This window comes from Glaciecola sp. MF2-115 (genome assembly GCF_047250385.1).
In the GTDB taxonomy this organism is placed as follows: domain Bacteria; phylum Pseudomonadota; class Gammaproteobacteria; order Enterobacterales; family Alteromonadaceae; genus Glaciecola.
The window spans coordinates 330,280-354,781 of the sequence record NZ_JBLBVM010000055.1 but is presented as its reverse complement, the minus strand read 5'-3'; the positions used below and the strand labels follow the sequence as shown (position 1 = coordinate 354,781).

The window sequence follows — 24,502 nt, the reverse complement described above, 5'->3', positions numbered from 1 at the left end:
GTTCTACATGTAATTAAAAACAGTTACTATATAATTAAGCAGATACTATACATTGATGTTCTTCAATGCAATGTACACCCTCACGATAAACATCGACCAGAAAAAAAGGTAGTATGCTGGAACAAGCTATGTAGACAATATCAATGCAGAAGCAAACAAAAAGTAGACCACTTCAAAATATCATGCGTAAACATGCCAAGGCGGAGTCGATTCAAAGGCGCCAAAGTGCGTTGTTGATGTGCTTTGCCGAAAACGATCACAAACGTATCGCTGAGTTGTTACAAACATGGATAAGTGAAGAAATTGAACAAACACGCTGAGTAAGCGTATTGAGTAAGCACTTTGAACAAGCACATTGAGAGGGAAATTATTTAGTTAGTTTTAGTCGGTAACAAACAATTACATTTAAACATTTTCGTTTTTCATCTTGATTCGATATTATCGAAAATGAAGGAAACTATAAGGTAAATTAATCATATGTCAGAAAAAAAGAGTTGGACTAAGTCGTTTTTCGTGGGTTCTTGGAACGTTCTCAACTTTACTCGCAAGTTCATTTTGAACGTCATCTTCTTCATAATCCTCATTGCAATTCTAATCGGAATAAGTAATTCAGGTGGCGAAAAAGCAGTCGTACCAAATAGCAGCGCGCTAGTGCTAAATTTGAATGGTAATTTAGTGATTGAACAAACCTATATCGACCCAGCTGAAAAATTTGCGGCCGAAGCTTTTGGTCAAGGAAATGATAATCCTGAAATTCTTGTCAGAGATTTAGTTAAAGTCATCAATAACGCGAAAGAAGATAAGCGCATTAAAGCGATCGTATTAAAGCTTGGAGGCTTAACTGGTGGCGGCTTGGACAAAATGCGTTTAGTCGCTGAAGCGATAACTGACTTTAAAACAGCCGGTAAACCTGTTTATGCAATGGGTGACTACTACGGTCAAAACCAGTACTACTTGGCTGCTTACGCAGATAACCTTTACTTAAACCCAATGGGCGGTTTAATCATTGAAGGTTATGGTCGTTACAATATGTACTATAAAGAAGGTTTAGAAAAATTACGTGCTTCTGTACATGTATTTAAAGTGGGTAAATTTAAATCGGCTGTAGAACCTTTTTTGCGCAATGATATGTCCCCAGAAGCGAGATTAGCGAATGAAGTATGGCTGAATGAACTCTGGTCACAGTATAAAACTGATGTTGCTACTGCTCGTAACATGGATATGAATAATTTCGATGAAAAATTAGACCAACTTATTCCAAAGTTTGCTGCCGTGAAGGGCGATTTTGCAGAATATGCGCTACAAAATGGTTGGATAGACGGACTAAAATCTCGAGATGAATTTAGAGAAGAAATGATTGAACTTCTAGGCTCTGCAGATAATAAAGATGGTTACAACACAATCAGCTATAACAAATATTTGGATTTAATTACGCCTAAAATTGCATTACCTGAATCTTCAAAAGATAAAGTCGCTATCGTCGTTGCCAAAGGAACTATTTTAGATGGTAATCAAAAGGCTGGTACGATTGGTGGTGATAGCACAGCAGCCTTGTTGCGTGATGCACGATTGAACGACAAGGTGAAAGCCGTTGTATTACAAGTTGATTCTGGTGGCGGCAGTGCATTTGCTTCTGAGGTGATTCGTAAAGAAATTGACTTGATTAAAGCCGCTGGTAAACCGGTTGTTGCATCAATGGCAACCTATGCGGCATCAGGCGGCTATTGGATATCTGCGAGTGCAGATGAAATCTTTGCTGAGCCAAGCACCGTTACAGGCTCAATTGGTATATTCGGTATGATGACTACCTTTGAGAATTCCTTAGAGTATATTGGAGTTAGAACTGATGGTGTGGGTACAACCGAGTTGACAGGTATCGGTCCTACCACTGGATTATCTGACGGTGTTAAACAGATTATTCAAATGAATATTGAGCGCGGATATGAGCGTTTTATCAACTTAGTTGCGACTGAGCGTGGCATGAGTACTGAGGACGTTGATAAGATTGCTCAAGGTAGAGTTTGGATCGGCACGCAAGCATTAGAATTAGGTTTAGTTGATAAACTTGGTGATCTGCAGGACGCTATTGAGTCTGCGGCTGCACTAGCTGAGTTGGAAGACTACGACACTAAATATATTGTAAGAGAGTTATCGGAAAAAGAATTGTTCTGGCAGAATTTGTTAAACAGTTCAGCGTCGATGCTTTCTGGTTTAGATATCGAGCCAAAAACAAGTGCGTTCCAAGAAATCTTGTCGAAAGTCGATGCAGATTTAAAGCAATTCACTCAACTAAATGACCCAATGGCATCTTACGCCATGTGTCTTGAGTGCAGTGTTAATTAATATTCTGTTTTTCTTATCAAGCCGCTTTTGCTAGTTGTGGCTCGTTGCAAGAGAACTTAAAATAGTGAGAATAAATGGACAGTTTCGACTGTCCATTTTTTTATACCTAACGTAAAATATCAATATGACTGAAACAGAACTATTTGATACAGCTAATGCGGTGACGGTCGCAAGTTTTAAACTTGCGGAAGACTACTTTAAGACCGCCTTCACACTCCCCACAATTGCTCTAAATCAAAGAGGCAAAATTGCTGGAAGTGCCCATCTGCAAAAGAATCTTATTAAACTAAATAAACAGCTTTTCATTGAAAATATTGAAGAGTTTAAGCGCCAAGTCATCCCCCATGAAGTTGCACACTTAGTTTGCTTTCAAAAATTTGGAAAGGTAAAACCACATGGCTCAGAATGGAAAAGTGTCATGCGTGCCGTCTTTAAACTAGATGCTGCGGTGACTCACAAGCTCGATGTTGCCAGTGTTGGTATGAGGGAGTTTTCATATCAATGTGAATGCCCTGAGCTCATTAAACTCAGCGCAGTACGGCACAACAAAGTAAAAAAAGGCAAACAACAGTATCGTTGCCAAAAATGCAAGACTGTCTTATTACCAAGTTGAAATGACAACTGCTTAAGGTGCTTCATCACCTAATGAGCAATAGCGTTTAGTGAATGGCAGAGCTTGGTTAATGGCAGAGCTTGGTGAGTAGCAGAGCTTGGTGAATGGCAGAGTTCGGTGAGTAGCAAAGTTTGCTGAATAACAGAGTTAAATTATTAGCAATGCTTAAACATGACCAGCAACTCTCAATAAGTACTTGCGCTTGACTATTTCTAAAAGTAGATAATAAAACTAGTTCATAGCCCTAGAATAAATGCTTCGTAAACGCTTTATCTAATTCAGAAAATGCAGTGCGTAGTAACATTGCCAATTCTTGAAAACGAGGTTCCCTCTTTTGGCTCTCTAGTGCACAACCCTGCTGTTGCATTTTTTGGTAAATCTCTTGATACCAAGCTTTCATCGCAGGCGGAAGTATTTTTTGCGAGCGAAAACCGAGCCATAAAAGACCTTGCACTGGTAAACTCAAAAAGAAAATCCCAAGCGTGAGGGCCTGTGGAAGTTGTGAAGTTCCGATGAAATGAAGTTGCACAGCAACCGTTAAAACCGCGAGAGCAGGCATTACCTTAAAGCCAAATTTAGTTGCAGCAATAATTCGGCACTCAGGAAAAAGGCCATACAGTTGCTTTTGCATAGGCCAAGAGTCCATATATCTCTGGCCTTGCTGAATAATTTGAGGAACTTGCTTCGTCATGTCTCTCACCGATTTAAAACTAAATCCGACCTACTGCGTATAGTAGCATAAAAAAGAACCAATTCGTTCTTAAAGTAAGAAAACCAGATGAAAACAATGACAGATATTGTCATTAAGCATGGAGGCTTTCCTAAGTTAAGTTTATACTCCTGCTCATATACACAAAGATCAATGTTGAATTGAATTAAAGCGTCCCAATATTGATTACAACTAAAAAGAAGTTTTTCGGAGATTTACATGTCAGAAACCAGACACGTACCCTTGCTAATACTAGGGTCTGGACCAGCAGGCTATTCAGCAGCTGTGTACGCCGCGAGAGCAAATTTAAATCCAGTATTATTGACAGGCATTCAACAAGGCGGTCAACTAACAACAACAACTGATGTTGAAAACTGGCCAGGCGATCCTGAAGGCCTAACCGGCCCAGCATTGATGGACCGTATGCAAAAGCATGCTGAAAAGTTTGATACTGAGATTATTTTCGATCATATCAATACCACCGATTTGACTAAACGTCCTTTCACTCTAACGGGTGATCAAGGCACTTATACATGTGATTCCTTAATCATATGCACAGGTGCATCAGCCAAATACCTTGGTTTGCCATCTGAAACAGCGTTTATGGGTAAAGGCGTTTCAGCTTGCGCTACTTGTGATGGCTTCTTCTATAGAAATCAGAAAGTCGCAGTTGTTGGTGGTGGTAATACAGCGGTTGAAGAAGCGCTTTATCTATCTAATATTGCTTCTGAAGTGCATGTTATTCATCGCAGAGAATCATTTAGAAGTGAAAAAATTCTTGCCGATCGATTAATGGAAAAAGCCAAGAATGGCAACGTCGTTTTACACCTAAATAAAGAGCTTGATGAAGTTCTTGGTGACGACATGGGCGTAACTGGCATCAACATAAAAGATACGCAAACTGGCGATATTTCTAAAGTAGATGTGATGGGCTTATTCATCGCAATCGGTCATTCACCAAACACCGGTATCTTTGAAGGCCAGTTAGAAATGAAAGATGGCTATATTAAAGTTAAAAGTGGCTTGGAAGGCAATGCAACACAAACAAGTGTTGAAGGCGTTTTTGCTGCAGGTGACGTTAGTGATCATGTTTATAGACAAGCCATTACTTCAGCTGGTACAGGCTGCATGGCCGCACTTGATGCAGAAAAGTTCTTGGATGCCCAGTAGTCGTCTTTGTCAGTTTATATATGCGGTAACTCAAAGAGAGTTGCCGTATGCTTGAACTGTTCAAACTTGATCATACCAATCGCTTCCCCACCGTCGACTTCGCATTAATAGAGCCTAACGGCTTATTAGCTTATGGTGGGGATCTCTCACCAACTCGTCTAATAAACGCCTACGAATCGGGTATTTTCCCATGGTTTGGCGAAGATGATCCCTATCTTTGGTGGTCACCTGATCCAAGAGGCATATTAGAGCTTGAAAAATTTCACGCTTCAAAAAGTCTACTTAAAACTATTAAAAACGCGCAATATCATGTCACGCTTAATAACAACTTTTTAGGCGTCATTCACCAATGCGCAAAAATACCGAGAAAAGCAACAGGTCTTGGGCACGTTGGCGAAACGAGTCATCTCACGTGGATTACTGAAGAGATGATTAACGCGTATATCAAACTGCACGAAGCTGGCTACGCCCAATCAATCGAGGTTTGGCATAAAGAAGCACTCATTGGTGGACTCTATGGTGTCACAATTGGTGGCGTCTTCTGTGGAGAGTCAATGTTCCACACAAAAACGGATGCCTCAAAAGTAGCATTATTTGCTTTAGTCCAACATATGCGTAAGTATGAGATGGCGTTTATAGACTGCCAAATGGAAACCCCTCACTTAAGCAGTTTAGGCTGTGAAACAATGCCGAGAGAAAAATTTATCTCACGTTTAGAAGTCAGTAAAAACCTCCATGTAGCCAATGAAGTATGGCGACCTCAATCTTTAAGTGAGTTAATTTGAAATTCGGTATTACCCAACAATTCGACTGCAACTACTTAGATGATCGACAAGAGCAGCTCTTAGTTTGTGTCGAACCCGCCATCGTTCTTAAAAGTACTTTTTCCGATTTAACGGAGCATGGATTTCGCCGCAGTGGTGAACAGATATACCGCCCGCAGTGTGTCAGTTGCAATGAATGCCAATCGATTAGAGTTTTGGCTCGGGCACACAAACCAAGCAAAAGTCAAAAACGCGTATTGTCCAAAAACAGTGATATTGAATTAAAAATCAGTGATGAAAACAAGCCTGAGTATTATTTGCTTTACGAAAAGTATGTAAACGAAATCCATTCTGACGGCAGTATGTTTCCCGCTTCACCGGAGCAATACTATGGTTTTGTTGATTGCGAATGGCAACGCCCCTTATTTTTAGAAGCTTATCTGGATGATGAACTCATCGGCGTAGCTGTCACAGATAAACTCAATCAAGGCTACTCTGCCCTTTATACGTTTTTTGAACCAAGCTTGAGCAAACGCTCTCTTGGTATCTTTTTTATACTAAAGCAAATTCAACTAACAGCAGATGAAAATCTACCTTACTTGTATCTAGGCTACCAAGTTGATGCGTGTAAGAAAATGAATTACAAACAGAACTTTTACCCGCATGAGCGATTCTTCGATAATAAGTGGCATTTATCTGTAAAAAAAGCATGAAACTCTTTACATACCAATGCATATGAGTTAACTTCTGCGCGGCAAAATATTGACTAACAAATTGAGGTTATTGCTTTAGATGGCAAAAGAAGATTGTATTGAAATGGAAGGTACTGTGTTAGATACACTTCCAAACACCATGTTCCGAGTTGAATTGGAAAATGGTCACGTAGTGACTGCGCATATTTCAGGTAAAATGCGTAAAAACTATATCCGTATATTAACTGGTGACAAAGTTACCGTTGAGATGACTCCATACGACCTAAGTAAAGGCCGTATCATCTACAGAGCGCGTTAATAGACTAACTAAGACGTTTAGCTGTCGGGTATATACTTAATATCATTTGCACTATGAATAATTCGCACTCTGATTCACCAACTGAATGGTTTGCAACTTTTTCGTGACGCTACCGCAATTAAAACGCTTGGTCTAAAACGACTCTCTCTTGTCATAACCTTATGTTGTGAAGTAAACAAGAAAAAAGTTTCAACAAAAAACCGCCTTTCGGCGGTTTTTTAATATAGCTTTGATGGAAGCTTTTTTATTTTCATTGAAAACGAAAACTAAGCTTCCGTCTTCGCCTTAGTTACCGGCACATAGTCAAAGGTTAAAGCATCTTTGCTGAAGTCGACTTTCACTTCCCCACCATTGCTTAATTTCCCGAACAATAGCTCAGACGCCAGTTCTTTTTTCAGTTTTTCCTGAATAATGCGAGCCATCGGTCTTGCTCCCATCGACTTATCATAGCCTTTCTTCGCTAACCAATTACGGGCTTTTTCTGACACTTCTAAAGAAACACCTTTCTGATCAAGTTGCGCTTGTAATTCAATAATGAATTTATCAACAACTTGCAGAATCACATCTTCATTCAGATGATTAAACCAAACGATACCGTCCAATCTGTTTCTGAATTCTGGTGAAAAGGTTTTATTAATTTCAGACATTGCATCATGGCTATGATCTTGCTCTTTAAAGCCAATCGATTTGCGCACAGTTTGCTGCACACCTGCGTTAGTCGTCATTACTAAGACCACATTTCTAAAGTCAACTTTACGACCATTGTTGTCTGTCAATGTACCGTGGTCCATGACTTGCAACAAAATATTGTAAATATCCGAATGCGCTTTTTCCATCTCATCAAGCAAGACCACGCAATATGGATTTTTGATGACAGCGTCAGTTAATAATCCACCTTGGTCATAACCCACATAACCTGGAGGAGCACCGATTAAACGGGAAACTGCATGACGTTCCATATACTCAGACATGTCGAAACGTGCTAATTCAACGCCCATAATTTTGGCAAGTTGTTGAGTAACTTCTGTTTTACCGACACCTGTTGGGCCTGCAAATAGGAAATTACCAATCGGTTTCGCTTCGTTGCCTAAACCTGAACGAGATAGCTGAATTGCATCTGAGAGCGTATCGATAGCTTCGTCTTGACCGAACACAACCATTTTAAGGTTACGCCCCAGATTCTTCAGAACATCCTTATCAGAGGCTGAAACGGACTTCTCAGGAATACGAGCTATCTTGGCTATGATCTGCTCAATATCACCCACATTGATCGTTTTCTTGCGCTTAGATGCTGGCAATAGACGTTGGCTGGCGCCAGCTTCATCCATCACATCAATGGCTTTATCTGGTAAGAAACGCTCGTTGATATACTTTGCAGAAAGCTCAGCGGCCGCAGCTAGCGCTTTTTGCGTAAAGCGCACACTGTGGTGTTCTTCATAACGGGATTTCAGCCCCATCAATATCTTCGTTGTATCATGAACGCTAGGCTCAACTACATCCACTTTTTGGAAACGACGAGCAAGCGCACGATCTTTTTCGAAAATACCTTGATATTCTTGGTAGGTTGTAGACCCTATGCAACGCAATTCACCGCTACTTAACTTAGGCTTCAATAAATTCGACGCATCCATTACGCCACCTGATGCCGCACCGGCACCAATGATGGTATGAATTTCATCGATAAATAAAATCGCATCAGGATCTTTACTAAGCTCTTTCAAGATGCCTTTCAAACGTTTTTCGAAGTCACCACGATATTTAGTTCCAGCTAGCAAGCCACCTAAATCCAGAGAGTAAACAGTCGAAGATGCAATAACATCTGGTACATCTTCCTGCACAATCCTATATGCAAGTCCTTCAGCAATAGCCGTTTTACCAACACCAGCTTCACCTACCAACAAAGGATTGTTTTTGCGACGACGACATAGTATTTGAATCGTTCTTTCTAATTCTTGGTCACGACCAATAAGCGGGTCAATCTTGCCATCTTTAGCGGCAACATTTAGGTTGCTGGCATATTTTGACAGCATTGACTGATCTTCTTCGTTTTCAGCCCCTTCTTCTTGTACTTCTTCAGGCGTGTGCGAGTCGTCATCGGCTTTGCTAACACCGTGCGAGATATAATTGACCACATCTAAGCGTGTTACATCAGCTTTCTTAAGAATGTAAACGGCTTGCGATTCTTGTTCGCTAAAAATAGCTACCAATACATTGGCACCCGTAACTTCGCCTTTTCCAGATGATTGCACGTGGAATACAGCTCGTTGAAGCACACGTTGAAAGCCGAGCGTAGGTTGTGTTTCACGCTCAGTACTCTGTTGCTCTGACATTAGAGGTGTCGTTTCATTGACGAAGTCAGTCAGTTCTGTGCGCAGCGTTTCGATACTCGCTCCACACGCTTTTAAAGCCTCTTGAGCGGCTGAGTTATCGAGCAGCATAAGCAATAAATGCTCAACGGTCATAAACTCATGACGATGCTGACGCGCGAAAACAAAGGCTTCATTCAATGTTTGTTCTAAATCTTTATTTAACATTACTTCCCCTTACTATTGCGCCGGTTCCATCGTGCACATTAATGGATGATGGTTTTTGCGTGAATATTGATTCACCTGCATCACTTTCGTTTCTGCAATCTCTGCAGTATATATGCCACAAACTGCTTTGCCTTGATAATGAACCGTAAGCATAAGCTGGTTTGCCTTCTCGGAATCAATGTTAAAGAAGGTCATTAGCACTTCAATCACAAAATCCATAGGCGTATAGTCGTCATTATTGAGCATCACTTTATACATTGGTGGTGGCTCAACTTTCTTCTTAACGGTATCAATTTGCTTTTCGCCGTCAATACTGATGATATTTTCTTTTGTCATAGTTACTTATTCTTTTCGCCTTGATACTATAATAGTGTCAAAAGTGGTAACAGGAACAGTTTTTTTATCAAATCGTCATTATATGTAATTTCTACTTGACAATTGCTGGTTAAAAAAACTACAGTTTTACTATGTGATGCTTTTGTTGTGAGTCACACTCCTGTTGTCTTCTTTATTGTGGGGGCATATTTGCGGTAATTCAAGGATCAAGAAAAGGAAGTAGTGGTATGGCAGTCGGCAAAGTTAAATGGTTTAACAATGCTAAGGGATTTGGTTTCATCGTGCCGGAAGATGGCGGCGAAGATATCTTTGCGCATTATTCGACAATCAAAATGGATGGATATCGATCTCTTAAAGCGGGCCAAGAAGTGACTTATGAAGTCCAACAAGGTCCCAAAGGTTTACATGCGGAAAATATCGGTTTGAGCGGCGAAGAGCCAGAAAGATAATCGAGAAATAAACGAAAGCATTTAAATAGACATAAAAAGCGGGATAACGTCCTGCTTTTTTGTGTCTGTTGCTCATGGGCTAAGCTAAAACGTAAAAAGAACCTTACGAATCCCTCCTCTTCATGGCATAATTATTTTCATTAATTTCTGAATAAAACGCTCTGGCGGAATCTTGTCGTGAAAAACTCGCAATCAACGTATTTTAGTCGCCGCAGAAAGAAACAAGAGCAAAAGCCCACAGAGCCCAGTAAAACTGTGCTTTTTAACAAGCCTTACTTGGTGCTAACCCAATTTACCGATCAGGACGGGCGTAAAACCCTCAAAGACTTCATTCCAATTCCAAATGTATATGCAGCAGGTAGACTCGACCGCGACAGTGAAGGGCTTTTGGTATTGACCAATGATGGCAAACTCGCGAATAAGATTTCATCGCCCAAGAATAAAACAAGTAAAACCTACTGGGTTCAAGTTGAAGGCCAACCTACAGAAAGTGACTTAGACAAGCTTCGAACAGGCATCACCCTTAACGATGGGCCAACCGTTCCTGCCTTAGTCGAAGTAATGCCAGCACCCGATGTTTGGGAACGCACTCCCCCAGTTAGATTCCGAGCAAACATTCCAACCACCTGGCTATCCATTACAATTACTGAAGGGCGCAACAGACAAGTTCGTCGGATGACAGCTCACATTGGCTACCCCACTCTGCGTTTAATTAGATATCGAATTGGAAAGTGGACTTTAGATAATATTGCAAACGGTGAGTATGTCGAATTGAAGACTAAAAAATCGGAATAATTTAGTTGATTTTGCTTCATCTGAAACTATAAAAGTGCCGCAAAAATTGCTATTATCTGCGCCCTCATTCGCTAGCAGTTCAAATAATAAACACATAAGGTAGCTCTTCGTTGACTGACAACAATTCGCCCAGCTCATCTAAATCCAATTCTGAAATTAAGGTAATCGTAGGCATGTCCGGCGGTGTAGACTCTTCAGTGTCTGCCTATCTTCTTCAACAGGAAGGTTATCAAGTTGAAGGTTTGTTCATGAAAAACTGGGAGGAAGATGACAATGATGAATATTGCGCAGCCGCAGAGGATTTAGCGGATGCACAAGCTGTTGCTGACAAATTAGGAATTTACTTACACCAAATTAATTTTGCTGCCGAATATTGGGACAACGTATTTGAATATTTCCTTGAAGAATACAAAGCGGGTCGCACACCAAACCCTGATATCATGTGTAACAAGGAAATCAAGTTTAAAGCTTTCTTAGAGTTTGCTGCTGAAGATTTAGGCGCAGACTACATCGCTACTGGACATTACGTGCAGCGCCGCTTTGAAGACGGCAAGTGGAAGATGGTGCGCGGACATGATAGCAACAAAGATCAAAGTTACTTTTTATATACCTTGAGCCATGAACATATAGCCAAAACACTCTTTCCAGTAGGCGACATTGAAAAGCCAAAGGTACGTGAAATTGCGGAAGAACAAGGCCTCGTAACTCACAACAAAAAAGACAGTACCGGCATTTGCTTCATAGGCGAAAGAAAGTTCAAAGACTTTCTAGGGCAATACTTACCCGCTAAACCGGGCATTATTGAAACTACCGAAGGTGAAGAAATTGGCAAGCATGATGGCCTTATGTACCATACGTTAGGGCAGCGCAAAGGCTTGCTGATTGGTGGTAAAAAAGAGCACGGCGATGAGCCTTGGTATGTGGTCGATAAAGATGTTGCTCGTAACGTACTCATTGTTGGCCAAGGTGCCGATCACCCTCGCCTATATTCGGAGGGATTGATTGCAAATCAGCTACATTGGGTAGATAGAGTCGGCCCACTAGAAACAACAAAAATGATGGTAAAAACACGCTATCGTCAATCTGACATTCCATGTACCGTCACACCTCAAAACGATGGCAGCGTGAAAGTCGTCTTTGATGAACCACAAAAAGCAGTCACTCCAGGCCAATCGGCTGTATTTTATATCGATGACATTTGTCTAGGTGGTGGCATCATAGATGGCTATTTAGTTAACAATGAACTAAAAACCTTTCCGCCAATTGCGAATGATAAATAAGGGTATAAACATATGATAAGCCCTGATATAGAACGTCACATAGCGTTAGCGGGTGTATGCCAAGCGGCAGCGCTAGTGCAGAGTGTAGCGCGCAAAGGCAGTGCAGATCCTCAAGCGATTGAAACCAGTGTTTCAAGTATTTTGGTGACAAACCCAGATAGCCCACAGCAAGTCTATGGCGCCTTACCCAACCTGAAAACTGGTTTTGTTACATTAGTGGCTCAATTGGATAATGAGAGCCGCCATAAAGATGCTGAAATTACCCGTTACATTGCTTCTATCCTGAGTCTAGAACGCAAACTTAGTAAGCACCCAACAGCATTAGACAAATTGGCAGACCGCATTTCACATGTACAGCGTCAGTTAGCACATGTCGATTTTGAGCACAGCCAAATTATGTCATCATTAGCCAGCGTCTATACAGATGTAGTCAGCCCTCTTGCACCCAAAATTCAAATTGCCGGCAATCAACAGCACCTTAGCCAGGAAACGAACCAACATAAAGTGCGTGCCCTATTGCTAGCGGGTGTACGCTCGGCAGTGCTTTGGCGACAAATGGGTGGCAAACGTAGACATATATTGTTTAGAAAAAGTCAAATTTTGAAAGCGGCAAAACAAGCTGTCAGAGTCATTTCTTAAAGCAATGATTTTGACGGAGCTATGACGGACTGCTTGCAGTTCAGTACACAAATTTATTCGTAATTTATATTTATTAAGGACTCACAATGAACCTATCCGCACTTTCCGCACTTTCACCTGTGGATGGCCGTTATGGCAGTAAAACCAAAGAGTTAAGAGAATATTTCAGCGAATATGGTTTGATCAAACAACGCGTTATCGTTGAAGTAAGATGGTTACAAGCGCTTGCAAAACATCAAGACATTGTTGAAGTGCCAGCCTTTAGTGAAAGCGCTGACCAAGTCTTGAATAATATTGTCGATAACTTTAGTGAAGGCGATGCTCAGCGTATTAAAGATATCGAAGCAACAACAAATCACGATGTGAAAGCCGTTGAATACTTTTTAAAAGAACGTGTTGCAGATAATGCTGAAATACAAGCCATTAATGAATTCATTCATTTTGCATGTACGTCCGAAGACATTAACAACCTGTCTCACGCTTTAATGCTTAAGGGCGGTCGTGATGAAGTGTTACTTCCTTATTGTGACAAACTCATTTCCGAGTTAACGCGCTTAGCCAAAGAATATAAATCTATCCCAATGATGGCCAGAACACACGGTCAGCCTGCTTCACCTACTACGATGGGCAAAGAAATGGCAAACGTCGCAATGCGCTTAAAACGCCAAAGAGCGCAAATTGCGGGTGTTGAATTACTAGGTAAAATAAATGGTGCCGTAGGTAACTACAATGCTCACCTAAGTGCTTATCCAAACACTGATTGGCATGCATTCGCAGAGCAATTTGTGAGTGGTCTTGGTATTACTTGGAATCCGTTTACAACACAAATTGAACCACATGATTACATTGCCGAGTTGTATGATGCAATCGCACGCTTTAATACGATCCTAATTGATTTTGACAGAGATATTTGGGGTTACATAGCATTAGGTCACTTTAAACAAAGAACCATTGCTGGCGAAATTGGTTCTTCAACCATGCCGCATAAAGTTAATCCAATTGATTTCGAAAACTCAGAGGGTAATTTAGGCATCGCCAACGCAATTCTGGGTCATTTAGCCACAAAGCTTCCTGTTAGCCGCTGGCAACGAGATCTAACAGATTCAACCGTACTAAGAAACTTAGGTGTAGGCTTGGGCTATGCAGTTATTGCTTATCAAGCTACATTGAAAGGCATTAGTAAGTTACAAGTTAACGAAGCAAGCTTACGAGCGGAACTTGATAATAACTGGGAGTTGCTAGCAGAGCCAATTCAAACAGTTATGCGTCGCTACGGTATTGAAAAGCCTTATGAGAAGCTAAAAGAACTGACTCGAGGCAAAAAAGTAAATGCATTAGTAATGGCTGAATTCATAGATAAACTAGAACTGCCTGAAGAAGTAAAAGTAGAATTGAAACAATTGTCACCCGAAACTTACATAGGTGACGCAATCAGGCTAGTCGATCAGTTGTTAGCTGATTAACTTCCTGCAACACTTGAGGGTAAATATATTAAAGACTCACAAGGATGTGTGTCATGTTTACCCCTATTCCTGCGCTCAAGCAGTATTTTGAGCATTTAAAACACAAGCCATTTACGTCAGCTTCTAAAGCAAGCAAACGAGCCAACATTCTAGCTGGTGTTTGTCTTTGCTTGTGCCTAATCCTGTTTATTCAATCGTTTAAACTTATCTGGTTTACTCACAATACTAATACGCCGCTGCATGTCATTAACGTCTTAGTGCATATGGCTTGTTTTTCGACAGCCTTCTTTCTTACTAAATTACGCTATTTTGAGCTCGCTAGATGGTTACTAATATTGGCCTATATTAGCTATCTGATCATCGCCATTTTGCTGTGGAAAAGCGACGTAAATATTCAGTTCTATTTTCTATTGGGAATGTTCGCGAGCCTAAACTTCTTCCATCAACATGAGAAGAAACAACTGTGGATAACCTTGTGTGTATTTTGTGGGTTATTTATCTACTTTCAAAACGTTTTTGCCTTTTCTCAAGAAACCTACGCTTGGCAGATTGAACTCATTAAGGTAAATACACTAGCACTCTGCGCGGCTTGCTTTCTGCTGGCAACATGGATCCGCCGCCAAATGAATCGAAGTTGGCAAGCAATGCAGGCGAACGAACAAAAAACTAGAGAACTGTTACTCAAGGTCATCCCAAGCCACCTGGCTAATTACTTAATATCTGCAAAGCGCTTACAGATTGAAGACTGCATAAACGAACACGCATTTTGTAGCATCATATTTATCGATTTCACTCAATTTACACCATTTAGTCGGCAAACGTCTGATAGAAACTTGGTCTTGTTTTTACACCGCATTTATTCTGTTTTCGATACTATTTCAGAGCAGTACAATGTCACTAAAATTAAAACAAATGGTGATCAATACATTGCCGCCATCGGACTGGAAAGTGAAAAAATGAGTGCCTATGAAACCTGTCAGCGATGCTGTGAATTTGCACTGAGTATTAGCAAGGAGTTCGAACTTGAGGCTGGAGGAAATATTGGCATAAAAATAGGTATCGCGTCTGGCAACGCAATTTCAGGAATAATAGGCCAATCAAGGCCAGCTTTTGATGTTTGGGGTAATACTATGAACCTAGCTTCAAGGCTTGAATCCAGTGCCGCGAACAGAGAAATTCAAGTATGCCAACAGACCATGCTGTATAGTATGCAGTATTATCAATTTTGTTCCGGTTTTTCAGCGCAATTGAAAGGTTTGGGACAGCTTACCGTATATAAATTGTTAGGTATTAAATGATCATTACTGAATTCGACCAATCTCTCTTTTTAGCCGAATACTGGCAGAAAAAACCGTGTGTCATAAGAGGTTTTATAAAGTCGTTTGTCGATCCCATTGACGAACATGAATTAGCCGGTTTAGCGCAGGAGCCTGACATTGACAGTCGCATTGTCTCGTATTCAAATCAACAATGGATTGCCACACAAGGGCCAATTGAAGACTTTGAAGAGCTATGTGTTGGCGCTTGGTCTTTGCTTGTTCAAGGAGTTGATCGTTATATCGATGAAGTAGACGAATTGACAGATTTAGTTAATTTCATTCCAAACTGGCGATTAGACGATGTCATGATTAGTTTTTCAAACGAAGGGGCCGGCGTTGGCCCACATACTGACCAATACGATGTATTTATCATTCAAGGGAAAGGAAAAAGACGCTGGCAGGTTGGTCTACCGGGAGATTACGCTGAGTCAATTCCCCACCCTTTGCTTAGGCAAATTGATGGCTTCGAAGCGGTTATAGACGAAGTTCTCCTGCCCGGCGATGTTGTATACATACCGCCAAAGCACCCGCACAATGGTGTCGCATTGAGTGACTGCCTTAACTACAGCATTGGTTTTAGAGCGCCAACATCACTTGAAATGTTAAGCGGTCTAATTGATGAAAATCGCATCGAGCCTGCAGAATCATTACGCTACACCGATCCAGACATTTCTCGTCTAAGAAATACAAAAGATAAAAATACAAATAATAGCTCTGCCGTAAGTTCAAACGAAATTCAGAAAATAAAACAACTGCTGCAAGCTTTTCTCGATTCTGAATCAGCAGATAATGCTCTACTACAATTCTTGAGTCGCCAAAGCTTGCCAAGTGATGAGGCTTTAAATGCTGATTATGACAGCGACGAAATAAAAGCAGCTTTATTAGAAGGCGCTACCTTAGCAAGAATGACGGGAGTAAAACCGGTTTATGCACAAGAGCAATCCAATGAGCAGTTTATATTTTACATAGATGGCAATGAATTTAAGGCAAGCAAAACACTTCGTGCAGTTTTAGAACTCATGCTGAATGTTAAGGAAGTACGAATTGGTGAAGGTAGTGACACCTCTGTAGATGTGTCGGTGTTAGAACAGCCCGACTTTATTGCGCTTGTCATGCAACTAGTAAACCTTGGCTATTGGGTATTGTTAGACTAATAGACGAATAGACGAATAGACGAATAGACGAAGCATAATTTAAGTTATTTCAGCACATTGCATGGTGAGGATTAATGAATAGCATTAAATTTTGGAATGGTAACAAGTCAGCAGCTCGACAAAGTTATGAACTAGAACTGCTCTCCCATTGTCTTCCAAGCGAAATAGAGGTGGATAATACTGATTATCCTTCTGCCGAAGATGAAGGTAACATTTTCACAACTGGCTGCGACGTTTTAGTGACTGTCGCTGGTAATGTAAAGTTTTCTAATAAAGATAAAATCGTCATTAATCAGCCAATTTGTAAGGGCTTATTAGGCTATCGCTTGCTAATTATACGCCGAAGTTCTTCATACAAATTTGAAAGCCTGAGCTCTAAAGAACAACTTCAAGAATTGTCTATTGGCATACCGGCAACATGGGCCGATGCAGAGTTGTTCAGGCTGAATGATTATAAGGTTGTGGAACAGGGTAGACTCGACGATTTGTTTTTGCGTTTGCAAAACAAGCAATTTGATTACCTTGCTTTAGGGGCAAACGAAATTGAATCATTGTACACTCAACTAGCCGAGCCTCTAGGAACGCTTGCGATACAGTCATCGATATTACTCTACTACCCACTTCCTTTGATTTTTTACGTCAATCCAAAGCGCCATGAATTAGCTGAGAAATTAAAACTTGGATTGAACGAGCTTATTCAAAGCGGAAAACATCAAACCTTGTTTGATAAGCATCATGGGGATGTAGTTGAGCGACTAAATTTGTCTTCGCGTAAATTGATTACCTTAACTAATCCGCACTTGCCTCAAGAATTGGCAGGCTTTACTCCTGAGATTTTTTAGATGGTACTTATATGGATTATTGGTTAGGAATGCATAGTGTTTGAGAGTATGGACACTTTGGAATTCAATCACTGGATCATAGTATCGTGCCTGCATATGCATTACCATCACTAGTGCTATTTTCGTACACCTAATATGAACGCTGTTCACTTAACGTATAAAGGTGACTTTTGTTCTAAACCTCGTTTAACTATCAAATTCCGCTTTTACGGAGCACTTAACAATTCTATAGAAGCGTTGAAACAAACGTTAGTGAGCACAGATTTGAAAAAGTAGCGGTGAGTACAGACCGATTGTCTACAGCTAGCTTACCAGTGATGCTATTAGAATCCTTAAACTTAAACCTTCTAAACAGTATAAGTGTGCTTATTAAATTCCATCATTATTACAGCTCTTTGTACAACCACAACAACGCATCAGAAAACTCCGAGCGCCAAAACCTTTCGTTATGCTCACCTTCAGCAGAGACTTTTGATTTAATATTCTTAGCAGGGATCCCTTGCATGTGAATTTGTTGAATCATTCTTTGCATATTTTCAACTGTACCCTCACCTTCTTTTTCACCTGCTAGAAAGTACCACTTTGTGTCTTTGGCTAAGTGACTGTTTTGGGTAAATTCGTATGCAGCTGGTGCGTACCAATATGAAGGTGAAAATACTCCGCCAATTGCGAATACATCCTTATGTTCAACCAAGGCATAATGACTTGCTAAACCACCAAGAGAGCTACCCATCATGCCAGTGTGCTTGCGATCTGGCTGAGTTCTATAATTCTTATCAACGAAGGCCTTCACTACCTCAACGACATCTTTTATGAAGTCATCGGCCTCACCCACTCCATATTTTTCATTTGACCAAGCGCTGTACTCATTGAGTCTAAATTCAGGGTGATTGTCTATGCCTACGACGATAAGCTCTAAACCATGTTTTGCAGCCAGTTCATCCATACTTTCATCAACACCCCACTCACCAGCATACGATGTTTCATCGTCAAATAGATTTTGAGCATCAAGCATGTAGAGCACGGCATAACGTTTGTTGATATCTTTGTTGTAAGTGGGGGGCAAGTAGATGCGCAAGGTCCTAGCCCGGCCTGTGCGGCTTAATTTGACCGCATTTTCTAGTACTAGTACCGAACCTTTTGCTTTACTAGGCTTATTAAGTGATTCGGTGATTGTATTTTCTTGATGGCTATTGGCTTCACTGCAATTTACTAGCAGAAGGCACATGAGGCTTAATACGGTTGCGCGACATACTCTTGTATTTATTCTTGTATTTATTCTTGCAGTTCGCTTCCGTTGTGAATCAAAGAATCTCATTTTTCAACTTTCCTTATTATTATTGGTTTTAGCTTAATTGAATTTGCTTATCTATTATCTATTTGACTTTGGTAACTTGTTAAACGCTACACTGGGCTCTAATAGGATGGTAGAGACTGCAATACAGTGAACGTGTAAAAGCGATCGTGTAAAAATGAACGTACCTAATAATTGAGCACTAGACTTACTGTCTAAAGTTTTTCTTGTTGCTTAGTAACATAAGAAAAAGGCTAGATGATTCCTCACCTAGCCTTTCATTTTCAAACGTATTTCTCAAATAAAATTAGTTGATAGTTTTAATAACTTATCAATTAACTACACTTAAACTGACGCTAAAATTTCATTTAATGTTGCACTTGGGCGCATTGCTTTTGCTGCTAAATCATTGTCAGCGAAATAGTAACCATTGATATCAACAGGAACGCCTTGCGCACTATTTAACTCGTTTACAATCGTCGCTTCATTTGCAGTCAGTTTTTCAGCAACTGGAGTAAACTGCGCTTTCAAATCTGCATCGTCAGATTGAGCCGCTAATTCTTGTGCCCAATAAGTGCCTAGATAAAAGTGCGAACCACGGTTATCAAGTTCATTTACTTTACGTGATGGTGATTTGTTTTCTTGTAAGAACTTCGCTGTCGCTTTATCTAAGGTATCCGCTAGAACTTTCGCTTTTGGCTTACCACGAGTCACACTCAAATGCTCCAAAGAAGCCGCCAATGCCAAAAACTCACCTAATGAGTCCCAACGTAAGTGGTTTTCTTTTTCGAACTGTTGAACGTGCTTAGGGGCTGAACCACCCGCGCCTGTTTCAAACAATCCACCGCCATTCATTAGTGGCACAATAGACAACATTTTCGCACTTGTTCCTAATTCTAAGATTGGGAACAAATCCGTTAAGTAATCACGTAACACGTTACCAGTAACTGAGATTGTATCTTCACCTTTTGCACAGCGTTGTAATGTAAACTCTGTAGCTTCTACAGGACTCATGATTTGGATGTCTAAACCAGAGGTATCATGGTCTTTCAGATAGGTGTTCACTTTCTTAATCATCTGGGCGTCGTGAGCACGGTTTTCATCTAACCAGAAAACAGCTGGTGTATTAGTGGCTCTTGCGCGAGTAACTGCAAGCTTTACCCAATCTTGGATAGGTGCATCTTTCGCTTGGCACATTCTCCAAATATCACCTTCTTCAACCGCGTGAGAAAGTAATACGTCACCTGCACCGTTTACAACGCGGACAAGACCAGCTTCAGATTGAATAAAGGTCTTATCATGTGAACCATACTCTTCAGCTTTTTGAGCCATCAGTCCAACGTTAGGTACAGTACCCATTGTTGTTGGATCAAATGCACCGTGTTTCTTACAAAATTCAACAACTGAGTCAAAAACACCCGCATAGTTACGATCTGGGATCATAAATTTGGTGTCTTTTTGTTTACCATCTGGTCCCCACATTTGACCAGACGCTCTAATTGCCGCAGGCATAGAGGCATCAATGATCACGTCACTTGGAACATGCAAGTTAGTGATGCCACGATCTGAATCAACCATTGCCATATCTGGACGAGTTGCATAAACCGCTTGGATATCAGCTTCAATTTCAGCTTTTTTGTCTGCTGGCAAAGAAGCGATTTTAGCGTAAACATCACCTAAACCGTTTTTAACATCAACACCAAGCTCGGCAAAGGTAGCCGCATGTTTAGCAAAAACGTCTTTGTAGAATACTTCAACAGCATGACCAAAAATGACTGGGTCTGATACTTTCATCATGGTTGCTTTCATATGTAATGAAAGTAAAACATCTTGTTCTTTTGCTGAGTTAATTTCTTTATCAAAGAAATCAACCAAAGCTGATTTGCTCATCACTGAAGCGTCAATCACTTCTTTATCAAGCAATGATACTTTTTCTTTTAATGTAGTTACCGAACCATCGCCAGCAACAAATTCGATACGAACATCTTGGCCGCCTGAAACTGTCGTTGATTGCTCACTACCGTAGAAGTCACCAGATTCCATATGTGCAACATGAGACTTTGAGTCAGTTGACCATGCACCCATTGAATGTGGGTTGTTGCGTGCGTACTGCTTTACAGAACTTGGCGCACGGCGGTCTGAGTTACCTTCACGTAAAACTGGATTCACGGCTGAACCAAGTACTTTGGCATAAGTCGCTTTAATTATCTTTTCTTCTTCGGTCTTCGCATCTTCAGGATAATTTGGTAAGGCATAGCCTTTTGCTTGAAGCTCTTTAATAACAGCTTGAAGCTGTGGAATAGATGCACTGATATTAGGCAATTTGATGATGTTTGCTTCAGGTGTCTTGGCCATTTCACCAAGCTCAGCAAGGGCATCTCCGATGCGCTGCTCTTCAGTCAAGTAATCAGGGAAGTTTGCAATGATTCTACCAGCTAAAGAAATATCGCGAGTTTCAACATCAATACCAGAGGATGCAGTAAATGCCTTGATGATCGGCAATAAAGATTGCGTTGCTAAAGCTGGAGCTTCATCGGTAATGGTGTAAATAATCTTGGATGTATCAGTAGTCATTAAAATTCCTAATGCTTGTTAACTGTAAAATAAAATAATGTGCTCATTTCGAATGGACCAATTTGTATGCAATGTAGTTAAATAACAAACAAATTGCTTCAAAAATGAATTAATTCATGTACGCATGCAATTCAGCGACGCGTATTTTAAAGGAATTTAAACTATTTTTATATAGAAATAGGATCAATTGAGCTTGATCTGGCAACTCATCCGATGAGACAAGGCGTTTATATGAGCCTTCTCTTTGCGATTACAACTTATACTGCCGTTTTTGCATAGTTCGTAAAAATACTACAAGTTTGAAATAAAATAAATTCTCTTTAAGTGGCACAGTTCAGCAATTTTCAGTATCTTTCAAATCACCAACTTTGGTCTTAGAGAAAACTATGCTTTGTTATTGTTGCAGTGAACTTGATTTCGCTGATTGCTGCCAACCCATTATTGCGAATATGAGCGCGTCAAATCCTGAGCAACTAATGCGCTCAAGGTTCAGTGCTTATGTTCTGAAGAACTATGAATATATTTTGGCAAGCTACGCGCCAACCCAGGCTAAAGCATTGTCGGTTAAATCTCTGAAAGAATCGGCGGCTGATACCGTATGGCTGCAACTTAAAGTTCTTAACTCTGCAGTATCTGACGAGGAAGGGACGGGTCAACAAGGAACTGTCGAATTCATTGCGACATATTCTGTAGATGGTGAGTTTTTCAAAATGCATGAACTATCAAACTTTATCAAACAAGACGAACGATGGTTTTACACGACAGGTGAAATGAAAGAACAAACGGGGCAGTTTTTGCCTAATAGGAATGAGCCTTGCCCTTGTGGGAGCGGCAAAAAATATAAGAAGTGTTGTCGAACTTAAGGCTCAGTTCTATTTCTCTACAGGCTTAAACTTACCTTGTTGTATGAAAGTAATTACCTGCTCAATCACACTTGGATTTCGCATCATAAATGTATGCGTAACTGGCAATGTTACGTGATCAGTCATGCCTTCTAACTTTGTGCTTTCTACTGACACTTTTCCGTCATTGGGCATTGGTAGCATGGTTGATAAAACTAAGTTTATGCTGCGTGAACCTGCAATTACACCGAGTTCAAAATTGGCTGGCCCTAGTTGATTTGGCAATCCATGTTCCTTCGCCGATAACTGTATACCGGCGGGTCCATTGACAGCTTTAAAGCCCGGCATATTTTTTAAGATATCTACAACTTCACTGCCTGAATTAGGTGGTCCCAACATAACAACTCTTCCTAGGTTTTCAATCTTGTGCCGACGCAAATACTGCCTAACAAGTATTCCCCCCATTGAGTGAGTGACAAAATTTATTGTGGAACCTCTTTCAACTTTGTCAATGGCATCACCTATACTTGATTCTGCGAGTGATTCAATATCATGTTTAGTAGAAGGATAGTCGACATTGACGGCTGTAAAGCCTTGCTCTTTAAGCGCTGTTTCGAGTTTATTCATAGACGTGGCTTTGCGTGCCAGACCATGTAATAAGATGACGGTTTGTTTCTTAGTCATGATTTGCAGCTGCTTGATTAAATGAAGCAGTCCTTATAAAAGCCAATTCCATAAGATCAATACTCACAAAAACACAACGATAATGAAAAAAACAAACAATCTCCCGACTCAACACGATCACCTTCAGCAAAATTCACACGAATGACTTTTGCTTTAGCACCATTGGTTAGCTCAGGAGTTCTAATTTCGAGCATACTTACAGTCCTTATAAACATAGAAACATTGGAGTGCTAGCAGGGTTACGAACAAACGCAATTGCACTCCAAATTAGCTTGCTTTTTTACTTAATATTGTAATTTACTTAATATCAAGTGGAGCGAAGCTTTTTACTAAGTCATCTACCGCTTTCATTTGTGACAAATAGCCCTCAAGCTTGTCCAGAGGCAAGGCACATGGTCCATCACATAGCGCTTCATCTGGATTCGGGTGAGATTCAATAAACAAGCCTGCAATTCCTAAAGCCATACCACTTCGCGCTAACTCAGCGGCTTGTTGTCTGCGACCACCTGCAGAATCAGAGCGTCCGCCAGGCTTTTGTAGAGCATGAGTTGCATCAAATATCACTGGTGCCATGGTCTTCATCTCATCCATACCCAGCATATCTACTACCAGGTTATTGTAGCCGTAGCATGAACCACGCTCACATAGCAGGATTTTTTCATTTCCCGCTTCGCCAAATTTTTTAATGATATGGCGCATTTCGTGTGGAGCTAAAAATTGTGGCTTTTTGACGTTTATCACGGCATCTGTTTTTGCCATCGCCACGACTAGATCTGTTTGGCGAGCTAAAAAGGCGGGTAATTGAATTACATCAACAACTTCTGCAACTGGTGCAGCTTGATATGGTTCATGCACGTCTGTGATGATAGGTACATGAAATTGGCTTTTAATTTCTTCAAAAATCTTTAAGCCTTCTTCCAAACCGGGGCCTCGATAAGAATTGACCGAACTCCTATTGGCTTTATCGAAAGATGCTTTAAACACATAAGGAATACCTAACTTAGTGGTAATTTCTTTATACGTTTCAGCAATTTGCATTGCTAAGTCACGTGACTCTAATACATTCATTCCGCCAAAAAGCACGAAGGGTGCATTATTATCAACCATTAAATCTTGTACTTTTACTTGTTTAATCACAGCTTAGTAATCCTATAGTCTGTATGTTAATTCGTAATTCTTGTAGACGCATAGCAAAGCTATTATAAAGGAGCAGTCATCAAATCACTGTCGTAAATAAAGTTGTAATACAGAAGCAGCCCAACAAAAACTATCGCACTGCTTCAGTGTATAAAATTTCTTTACATTAAAAACGAAAATGGCAATTTGCTGGTTGCGACAGATGCTGTCAACATTATCCAAATAACAGCACAAAGGAAACCGATAACGCGAGACCTGTTATTTTTAGCCCACTTCAAAGCGAAGAAGCCCGATAAAATATATAAAGTCACACCAATGACTTTGCTTGCTACCCAAGCATTTGCAAACTCTCTGTCGGGATAAAAGAGCATAAACAAAGCTGAAGCCAATAAAATAGTATCAACAACATGCGGAGTTATTTTCAGCCACTTCTTTTGCAATATGTCGCTACTTTTAAGAAGTAATGCAAATCTGAAAGAGAAAAGCGCCAAGCTAATGACGACGGCCGTTACGTGAAGGTGCATTGCTGCCTGATACATAGTGTTTTCCT

Annotated in this window: 24 protein-coding genes; 16 read left to right on the top strand and 8 right to left on the bottom strand. The window is 40.5% G+C overall.

Features of this window, described 5'->3' with window-relative positions:
- Positions 1-143 precede the first annotated feature (143 nt).
- From ACKLNX_RS14790 to ACKLNX_RS14780, 3 genes are all read left to right on the top strand, one after another.
- Positions 144-320, top strand: coding sequence for a hypothetical protein (locus tag ACKLNX_RS14790; RefSeq protein WP_411693962.1), 177 nt, complete (start codon positions 144-146; stop codon positions 318-320).
- Between the two features lie 157 nt (positions 321-477).
- Entirely contained in the window at positions 478-2,343 is a 1,866-nt protein-coding gene (sppA, locus tag ACKLNX_RS14785; RefSeq protein WP_412972907.1) for a signal peptide peptidase SppA, read from the top strand.
- 124 nt (positions 2,344-2,467) lie between these two features.
- Positions 2,468-2,956, top strand: a complete 489-nt coding sequence (locus tag ACKLNX_RS14780; RefSeq protein WP_412972906.1) for a SprT family zinc-dependent metalloprotease — start codon at positions 2,468-2,470, stop codon at positions 2,954-2,956.
- A gap of 244 nt (positions 2,957-3,200) precedes the next feature.
- Here ACKLNX_RS14780 and yfbV read toward each other — a convergent pair whose 3' ends face one another.
- The gene (gene yfbV, locus ACKLNX_RS14775; protein ID WP_411693965.1) at positions 3,201-3,647 is read right to left on the bottom strand and encodes a terminus macrodomain insulation protein YfbV; all 447 of its coding nucleotides are present in this window, start codon (positions 3,645-3,647) and stop codon (positions 3,201-3,203) included.
- Positions 3,648-3,884: 237 nt separating this feature from the next.
- Between yfbV and trxB the strand changes: the two genes are divergently transcribed.
- The 4 genes from trxB to infA all read left to right on the top strand — a co-directional run bounded on the left by trxB (position 3,885) and on the right by infA (position 6,610).
- Positions 3,885-4,835, top strand: a complete 951-nt coding sequence (gene trxB, locus ACKLNX_RS14770) for a thioredoxin-disulfide reductase (protein WP_411693966.1) — start codon at positions 3,885-3,887, stop codon at positions 4,833-4,835.
- Between the two features lie 47 nt (positions 4,836-4,882).
- Positions 4,883-5,620 carry a leucyl/phenylalanyl-tRNA--protein transferase gene (gene aat, locus ACKLNX_RS14765; protein ID WP_411693967.1) on the top strand — a complete coding sequence of 246 codons (738 nt, stop codon included), beginning with the start codon at positions 4,883-4,885 and terminating at the stop codon, positions 5,618-5,620.
- Positions 5,617-6,312 (top strand): arginyltransferase, encoded by a 696-nt coding sequence (locus tag ACKLNX_RS14760; RefSeq protein ID WP_411693968.1) that lies wholly within the window; start codon positions 5,617-5,619, stop codon positions 6,310-6,312. Before aat ends, ACKLNX_RS14760 begins: the two co-directional genes overlap by 4 nt.
- Before the next feature lie 79 nt (positions 6,313-6,391).
- Positions 6,392-6,610 carry a translation initiation factor IF-1 gene (infA, locus tag ACKLNX_RS14755; RefSeq protein WP_006010397.1) on the top strand — a complete coding sequence of 73 codons (219 nt, stop codon included), beginning with the start codon at positions 6,392-6,394 and terminating at the stop codon, positions 6,608-6,610.
- Positions 6,611-6,876: 266 nt separating this feature from the next.
- Here the strand turns inward: infA and clpA are convergent, their stop codons facing one another.
- Together clpA and clpS are read right to left on the bottom strand one after the other, a co-directional pair.
- A complete protein-coding gene (gene clpA, locus ACKLNX_RS14750) occupies positions 6,877-9,144 on the bottom strand; it encodes an ATP-dependent Clp protease ATP-binding subunit ClpA (protein ID WP_411693969.1) in 2,268 nt (755 codons plus the stop codon).
- A 12-nt stretch (positions 9,145-9,156) separates the two neighbouring features.
- Positions 9,157-9,480: an ATP-dependent Clp protease adapter ClpS gene (gene clpS / locus ACKLNX_RS14745; protein ID WP_412972905.1), complete on the bottom strand. Its 324-nt coding sequence runs from the start codon at positions 9,478-9,480 to the stop codon at positions 9,157-9,159.
- 227 nt (positions 9,481-9,707) lie between these two features.
- On the opposite strand from clpS, the gene cspD reads away from it, so the two are divergent.
- The 8 genes from cspD (at position 9,708) to ACKLNX_RS14705 (ending at position 17,421) form a co-directional block, all read left to right on the top strand.
- On the top strand, positions 9,708-9,929 hold the full coding sequence (gene cspD, locus ACKLNX_RS14740; RefSeq protein WP_411693971.1) for a cold shock domain-containing protein CspD: 222 nt from the start codon (positions 9,708-9,710) through the stop codon (positions 9,927-9,929).
- Between the two features lie 177 nt (positions 9,930-10,106).
- On the top strand, positions 10,107-10,724 hold the full coding sequence (locus ACKLNX_RS14735; protein WP_412972904.1) for a pseudouridine synthase: 618 nt from the start codon (positions 10,107-10,109) through the stop codon (positions 10,722-10,724).
- 110 nt (positions 10,725-10,834) lie between these two features.
- A complete protein-coding gene (gene mnmA, locus ACKLNX_RS14730; RefSeq protein WP_411693973.1) occupies positions 10,835-12,004 on the top strand; it encodes a tRNA 2-thiouridine(34) synthase MnmA in 1,170 nt (389 codons plus the stop codon).
- Between the two features lie 12 nt (positions 12,005-12,016).
- Positions 12,017-12,643: a high frequency lysogenization protein HflD gene (gene hflD / locus ACKLNX_RS14725; protein ID WP_411693974.1), complete on the top strand. Its 627-nt coding sequence runs from the start codon at positions 12,017-12,019 to the stop codon at positions 12,641-12,643.
- An 86-nt stretch (positions 12,644-12,729) separates the two neighbouring features.
- Positions 12,730-14,106 (top strand): adenylosuccinate lyase, encoded by a 1,377-nt coding sequence (purB, locus tag ACKLNX_RS14720; protein ID WP_412972903.1) that lies wholly within the window; start codon positions 12,730-12,732, stop codon positions 14,104-14,106.
- 53 nt (positions 14,107-14,159) lie between these two features.
- Entirely contained in the window at positions 14,160-15,404 is a 1,245-nt protein-coding gene (locus ACKLNX_RS14715) for an adenylate/guanylate cyclase domain-containing protein (protein WP_412972902.1), read from the top strand.
- Positions 15,401-16,579 carry a JmjC domain-containing protein gene (locus ACKLNX_RS14710; protein ID WP_411693977.1) on the top strand — a complete coding sequence of 393 codons (1,179 nt, stop codon included), beginning with the start codon at positions 15,401-15,403 and terminating at the stop codon, positions 16,577-16,579. Before ACKLNX_RS14715 ends, ACKLNX_RS14710 begins: the two co-directional genes overlap by 4 nt.
- Positions 16,580-16,653: 74 nt before the next feature.
- Complete coding sequence (locus ACKLNX_RS14705; RefSeq protein ID WP_412972901.1) at positions 16,654-17,421, top strand: hypothetical protein; 768 nt, start codon at positions 16,654-16,656, stop codon at positions 17,419-17,421.
- 385 nt (positions 17,422-17,806) lie between these two features.
- Here ACKLNX_RS14705 and ACKLNX_RS14700 read toward each other — a convergent pair whose 3' ends face one another.
- Both ACKLNX_RS14700 and ACKLNX_RS14695 read right to left on the bottom strand, forming a co-directional pair.
- Positions 17,807-18,739, bottom strand: a complete 933-nt coding sequence (locus tag ACKLNX_RS14700) for an alpha/beta hydrolase (protein ID WP_412972900.1) — start codon at positions 18,737-18,739, stop codon at positions 17,807-17,809.
- 321 nt (positions 18,740-19,060) lie between these two features.
- Positions 19,061-21,289, bottom strand: a complete 2,229-nt coding sequence (locus ACKLNX_RS14695) for an NADP-dependent isocitrate dehydrogenase (RefSeq protein WP_412972899.1) — start codon at positions 21,287-21,289, stop codon at positions 19,061-19,063.
- Between the two features lie 386 nt (positions 21,290-21,675).
- On the opposite strand from ACKLNX_RS14695, the gene ACKLNX_RS14690 reads away from it, so the two are divergent.
- Entirely contained in the window at positions 21,676-22,152 is a 477-nt protein-coding gene (locus tag ACKLNX_RS14690) for a YchJ family protein (RefSeq protein WP_412972898.1), read from the top strand.
- A 9-nt stretch (positions 22,153-22,161) separates the two neighbouring features.
- Here ACKLNX_RS14690 and ACKLNX_RS14685 read toward each other — a convergent pair whose 3' ends face one another.
- From ACKLNX_RS14685 to ACKLNX_RS14675, 3 genes are all read right to left on the bottom strand, one after another.
- Complete coding sequence (locus ACKLNX_RS14685; RefSeq protein WP_412972897.1) at positions 22,162-22,815, bottom strand: esterase/lipase family protein; 654 nt, start codon at positions 22,813-22,815, stop codon at positions 22,162-22,164.
- Positions 22,816-23,112: 297 nt separating this feature from the next.
- Complete coding sequence (kdsA, locus tag ACKLNX_RS14680; RefSeq protein WP_412972896.1) at positions 23,113-23,952, bottom strand: 3-deoxy-8-phosphooctulonate synthase; 840 nt, start codon at positions 23,950-23,952, stop codon at positions 23,113-23,115.
- A gap of 161 nt (positions 23,953-24,113) precedes the next feature.
- Positions 24,114-24,491 carry a SirB2 family protein gene (locus ACKLNX_RS14675; protein WP_412972895.1) on the bottom strand — a complete coding sequence of 126 codons (378 nt, stop codon included), beginning with the start codon at positions 24,489-24,491 and terminating at the stop codon, positions 24,114-24,116.
- Positions 24,492-24,502 lie beyond the last annotated feature (11 nt).

Excerpts from the sequence above, each read along its gene's own strand:
- ACKLNX_RS14790 (WP_411693962.1), top strand. The coding sequence starts at position 144 with ATGCAGAAGCAAACAAAAAGTAGACCACTTCAAAATATCATGCGTAAA.
- sppA (WP_412972907.1), top strand. The coding sequence starts at position 478 with ATGTCAGAAAAAAAGAGTTGGACTAAGTCGTTTTTCGTGGGTTCTTGG.
- ACKLNX_RS14780 (WP_412972906.1), top strand. The coding sequence starts at position 2,468 with ATGACTGAAACAGAACTATTTGATACAGCTAATGCGGTGACGGTCGCA.
- yfbV (WP_411693965.1), bottom strand. The coding sequence starts at position 3,647 with ATGACGAAGCAAGTTCCTCAAATTATTCAGCAAGGCCAGAGATATATG.
- trxB (WP_411693966.1), top strand. The coding sequence starts at position 3,885 with ATGTCAGAAACCAGACACGTACCCTTGCTAATACTAGGGTCTGGACCA.
- aat (WP_411693967.1), top strand. The coding sequence starts at position 4,883 with ATGCTTGAACTGTTCAAACTTGATCATACCAATCGCTTCCCCACCGTC.
- infA (WP_006010397.1), top strand. The coding sequence starts at position 6,392 with ATGGCAAAAGAAGATTGTATTGAAATGGAAGGTACTGTGTTAGATACA.
- clpA (WP_411693969.1), bottom strand. The coding sequence starts at position 9,144 with ATGTTAAATAAAGATTTAGAACAAACATTGAATGAAGCCTTTGTTTTC.
- clpS (WP_412972905.1), bottom strand. The coding sequence starts at position 9,480 with ATGACAAAAGAAAATATCATCAGTATTGACGGCGAAAAGCAAATTGAT.
- cspD (WP_411693971.1), top strand. The coding sequence starts at position 9,708 with ATGGCAGTCGGCAAAGTTAAATGGTTTAACAATGCTAAGGGATTTGGT.
- hflD (WP_411693974.1), top strand. The coding sequence starts at position 12,017 with ATGATAAGCCCTGATATAGAACGTCACATAGCGTTAGCGGGTGTATGC.
- purB (WP_412972903.1), top strand. The coding sequence starts at position 12,730 with ATGAACCTATCCGCACTTTCCGCACTTTCACCTGTGGATGGCCGTTAT.
- ACKLNX_RS14715 (WP_412972902.1), top strand. The coding sequence starts at position 14,160 with ATGTTTACCCCTATTCCTGCGCTCAAGCAGTATTTTGAGCATTTAAAA.
- ACKLNX_RS14710 (WP_411693977.1), top strand. The coding sequence starts at position 15,401 with ATGATCATTACTGAATTCGACCAATCTCTCTTTTTAGCCGAATACTGG.
- ACKLNX_RS14705 (WP_412972901.1), top strand. The coding sequence starts at position 16,654 with ATGAATAGCATTAAATTTTGGAATGGTAACAAGTCAGCAGCTCGACAA.
- ACKLNX_RS14700 (WP_412972900.1), bottom strand. The coding sequence starts at position 18,739 with ATGAGATTCTTTGATTCACAACGGAAGCGAACTGCAAGAATAAATACA.
- ACKLNX_RS14695 (WP_412972899.1), bottom strand. The coding sequence starts at position 21,289 with ATGACTACTGATACATCCAAGATTATTTACACCATTACCGATGAAGCT.
- ACKLNX_RS14690 (WP_412972898.1), top strand. The coding sequence starts at position 21,676 with ATGCTTTGTTATTGTTGCAGTGAACTTGATTTCGCTGATTGCTGCCAA.
- ACKLNX_RS14685 (WP_412972897.1), bottom strand. The coding sequence starts at position 22,815 with ATGACTAAGAAACAAACCGTCATCTTATTACATGGTCTGGCACGCAAA.
- ACKLNX_RS14675 (WP_412972895.1), bottom strand. The coding sequence starts at position 24,491 with ATGTATCAGGCAGCAATGCACCTTCACGTAACGGCCGTCGTCATTAGC.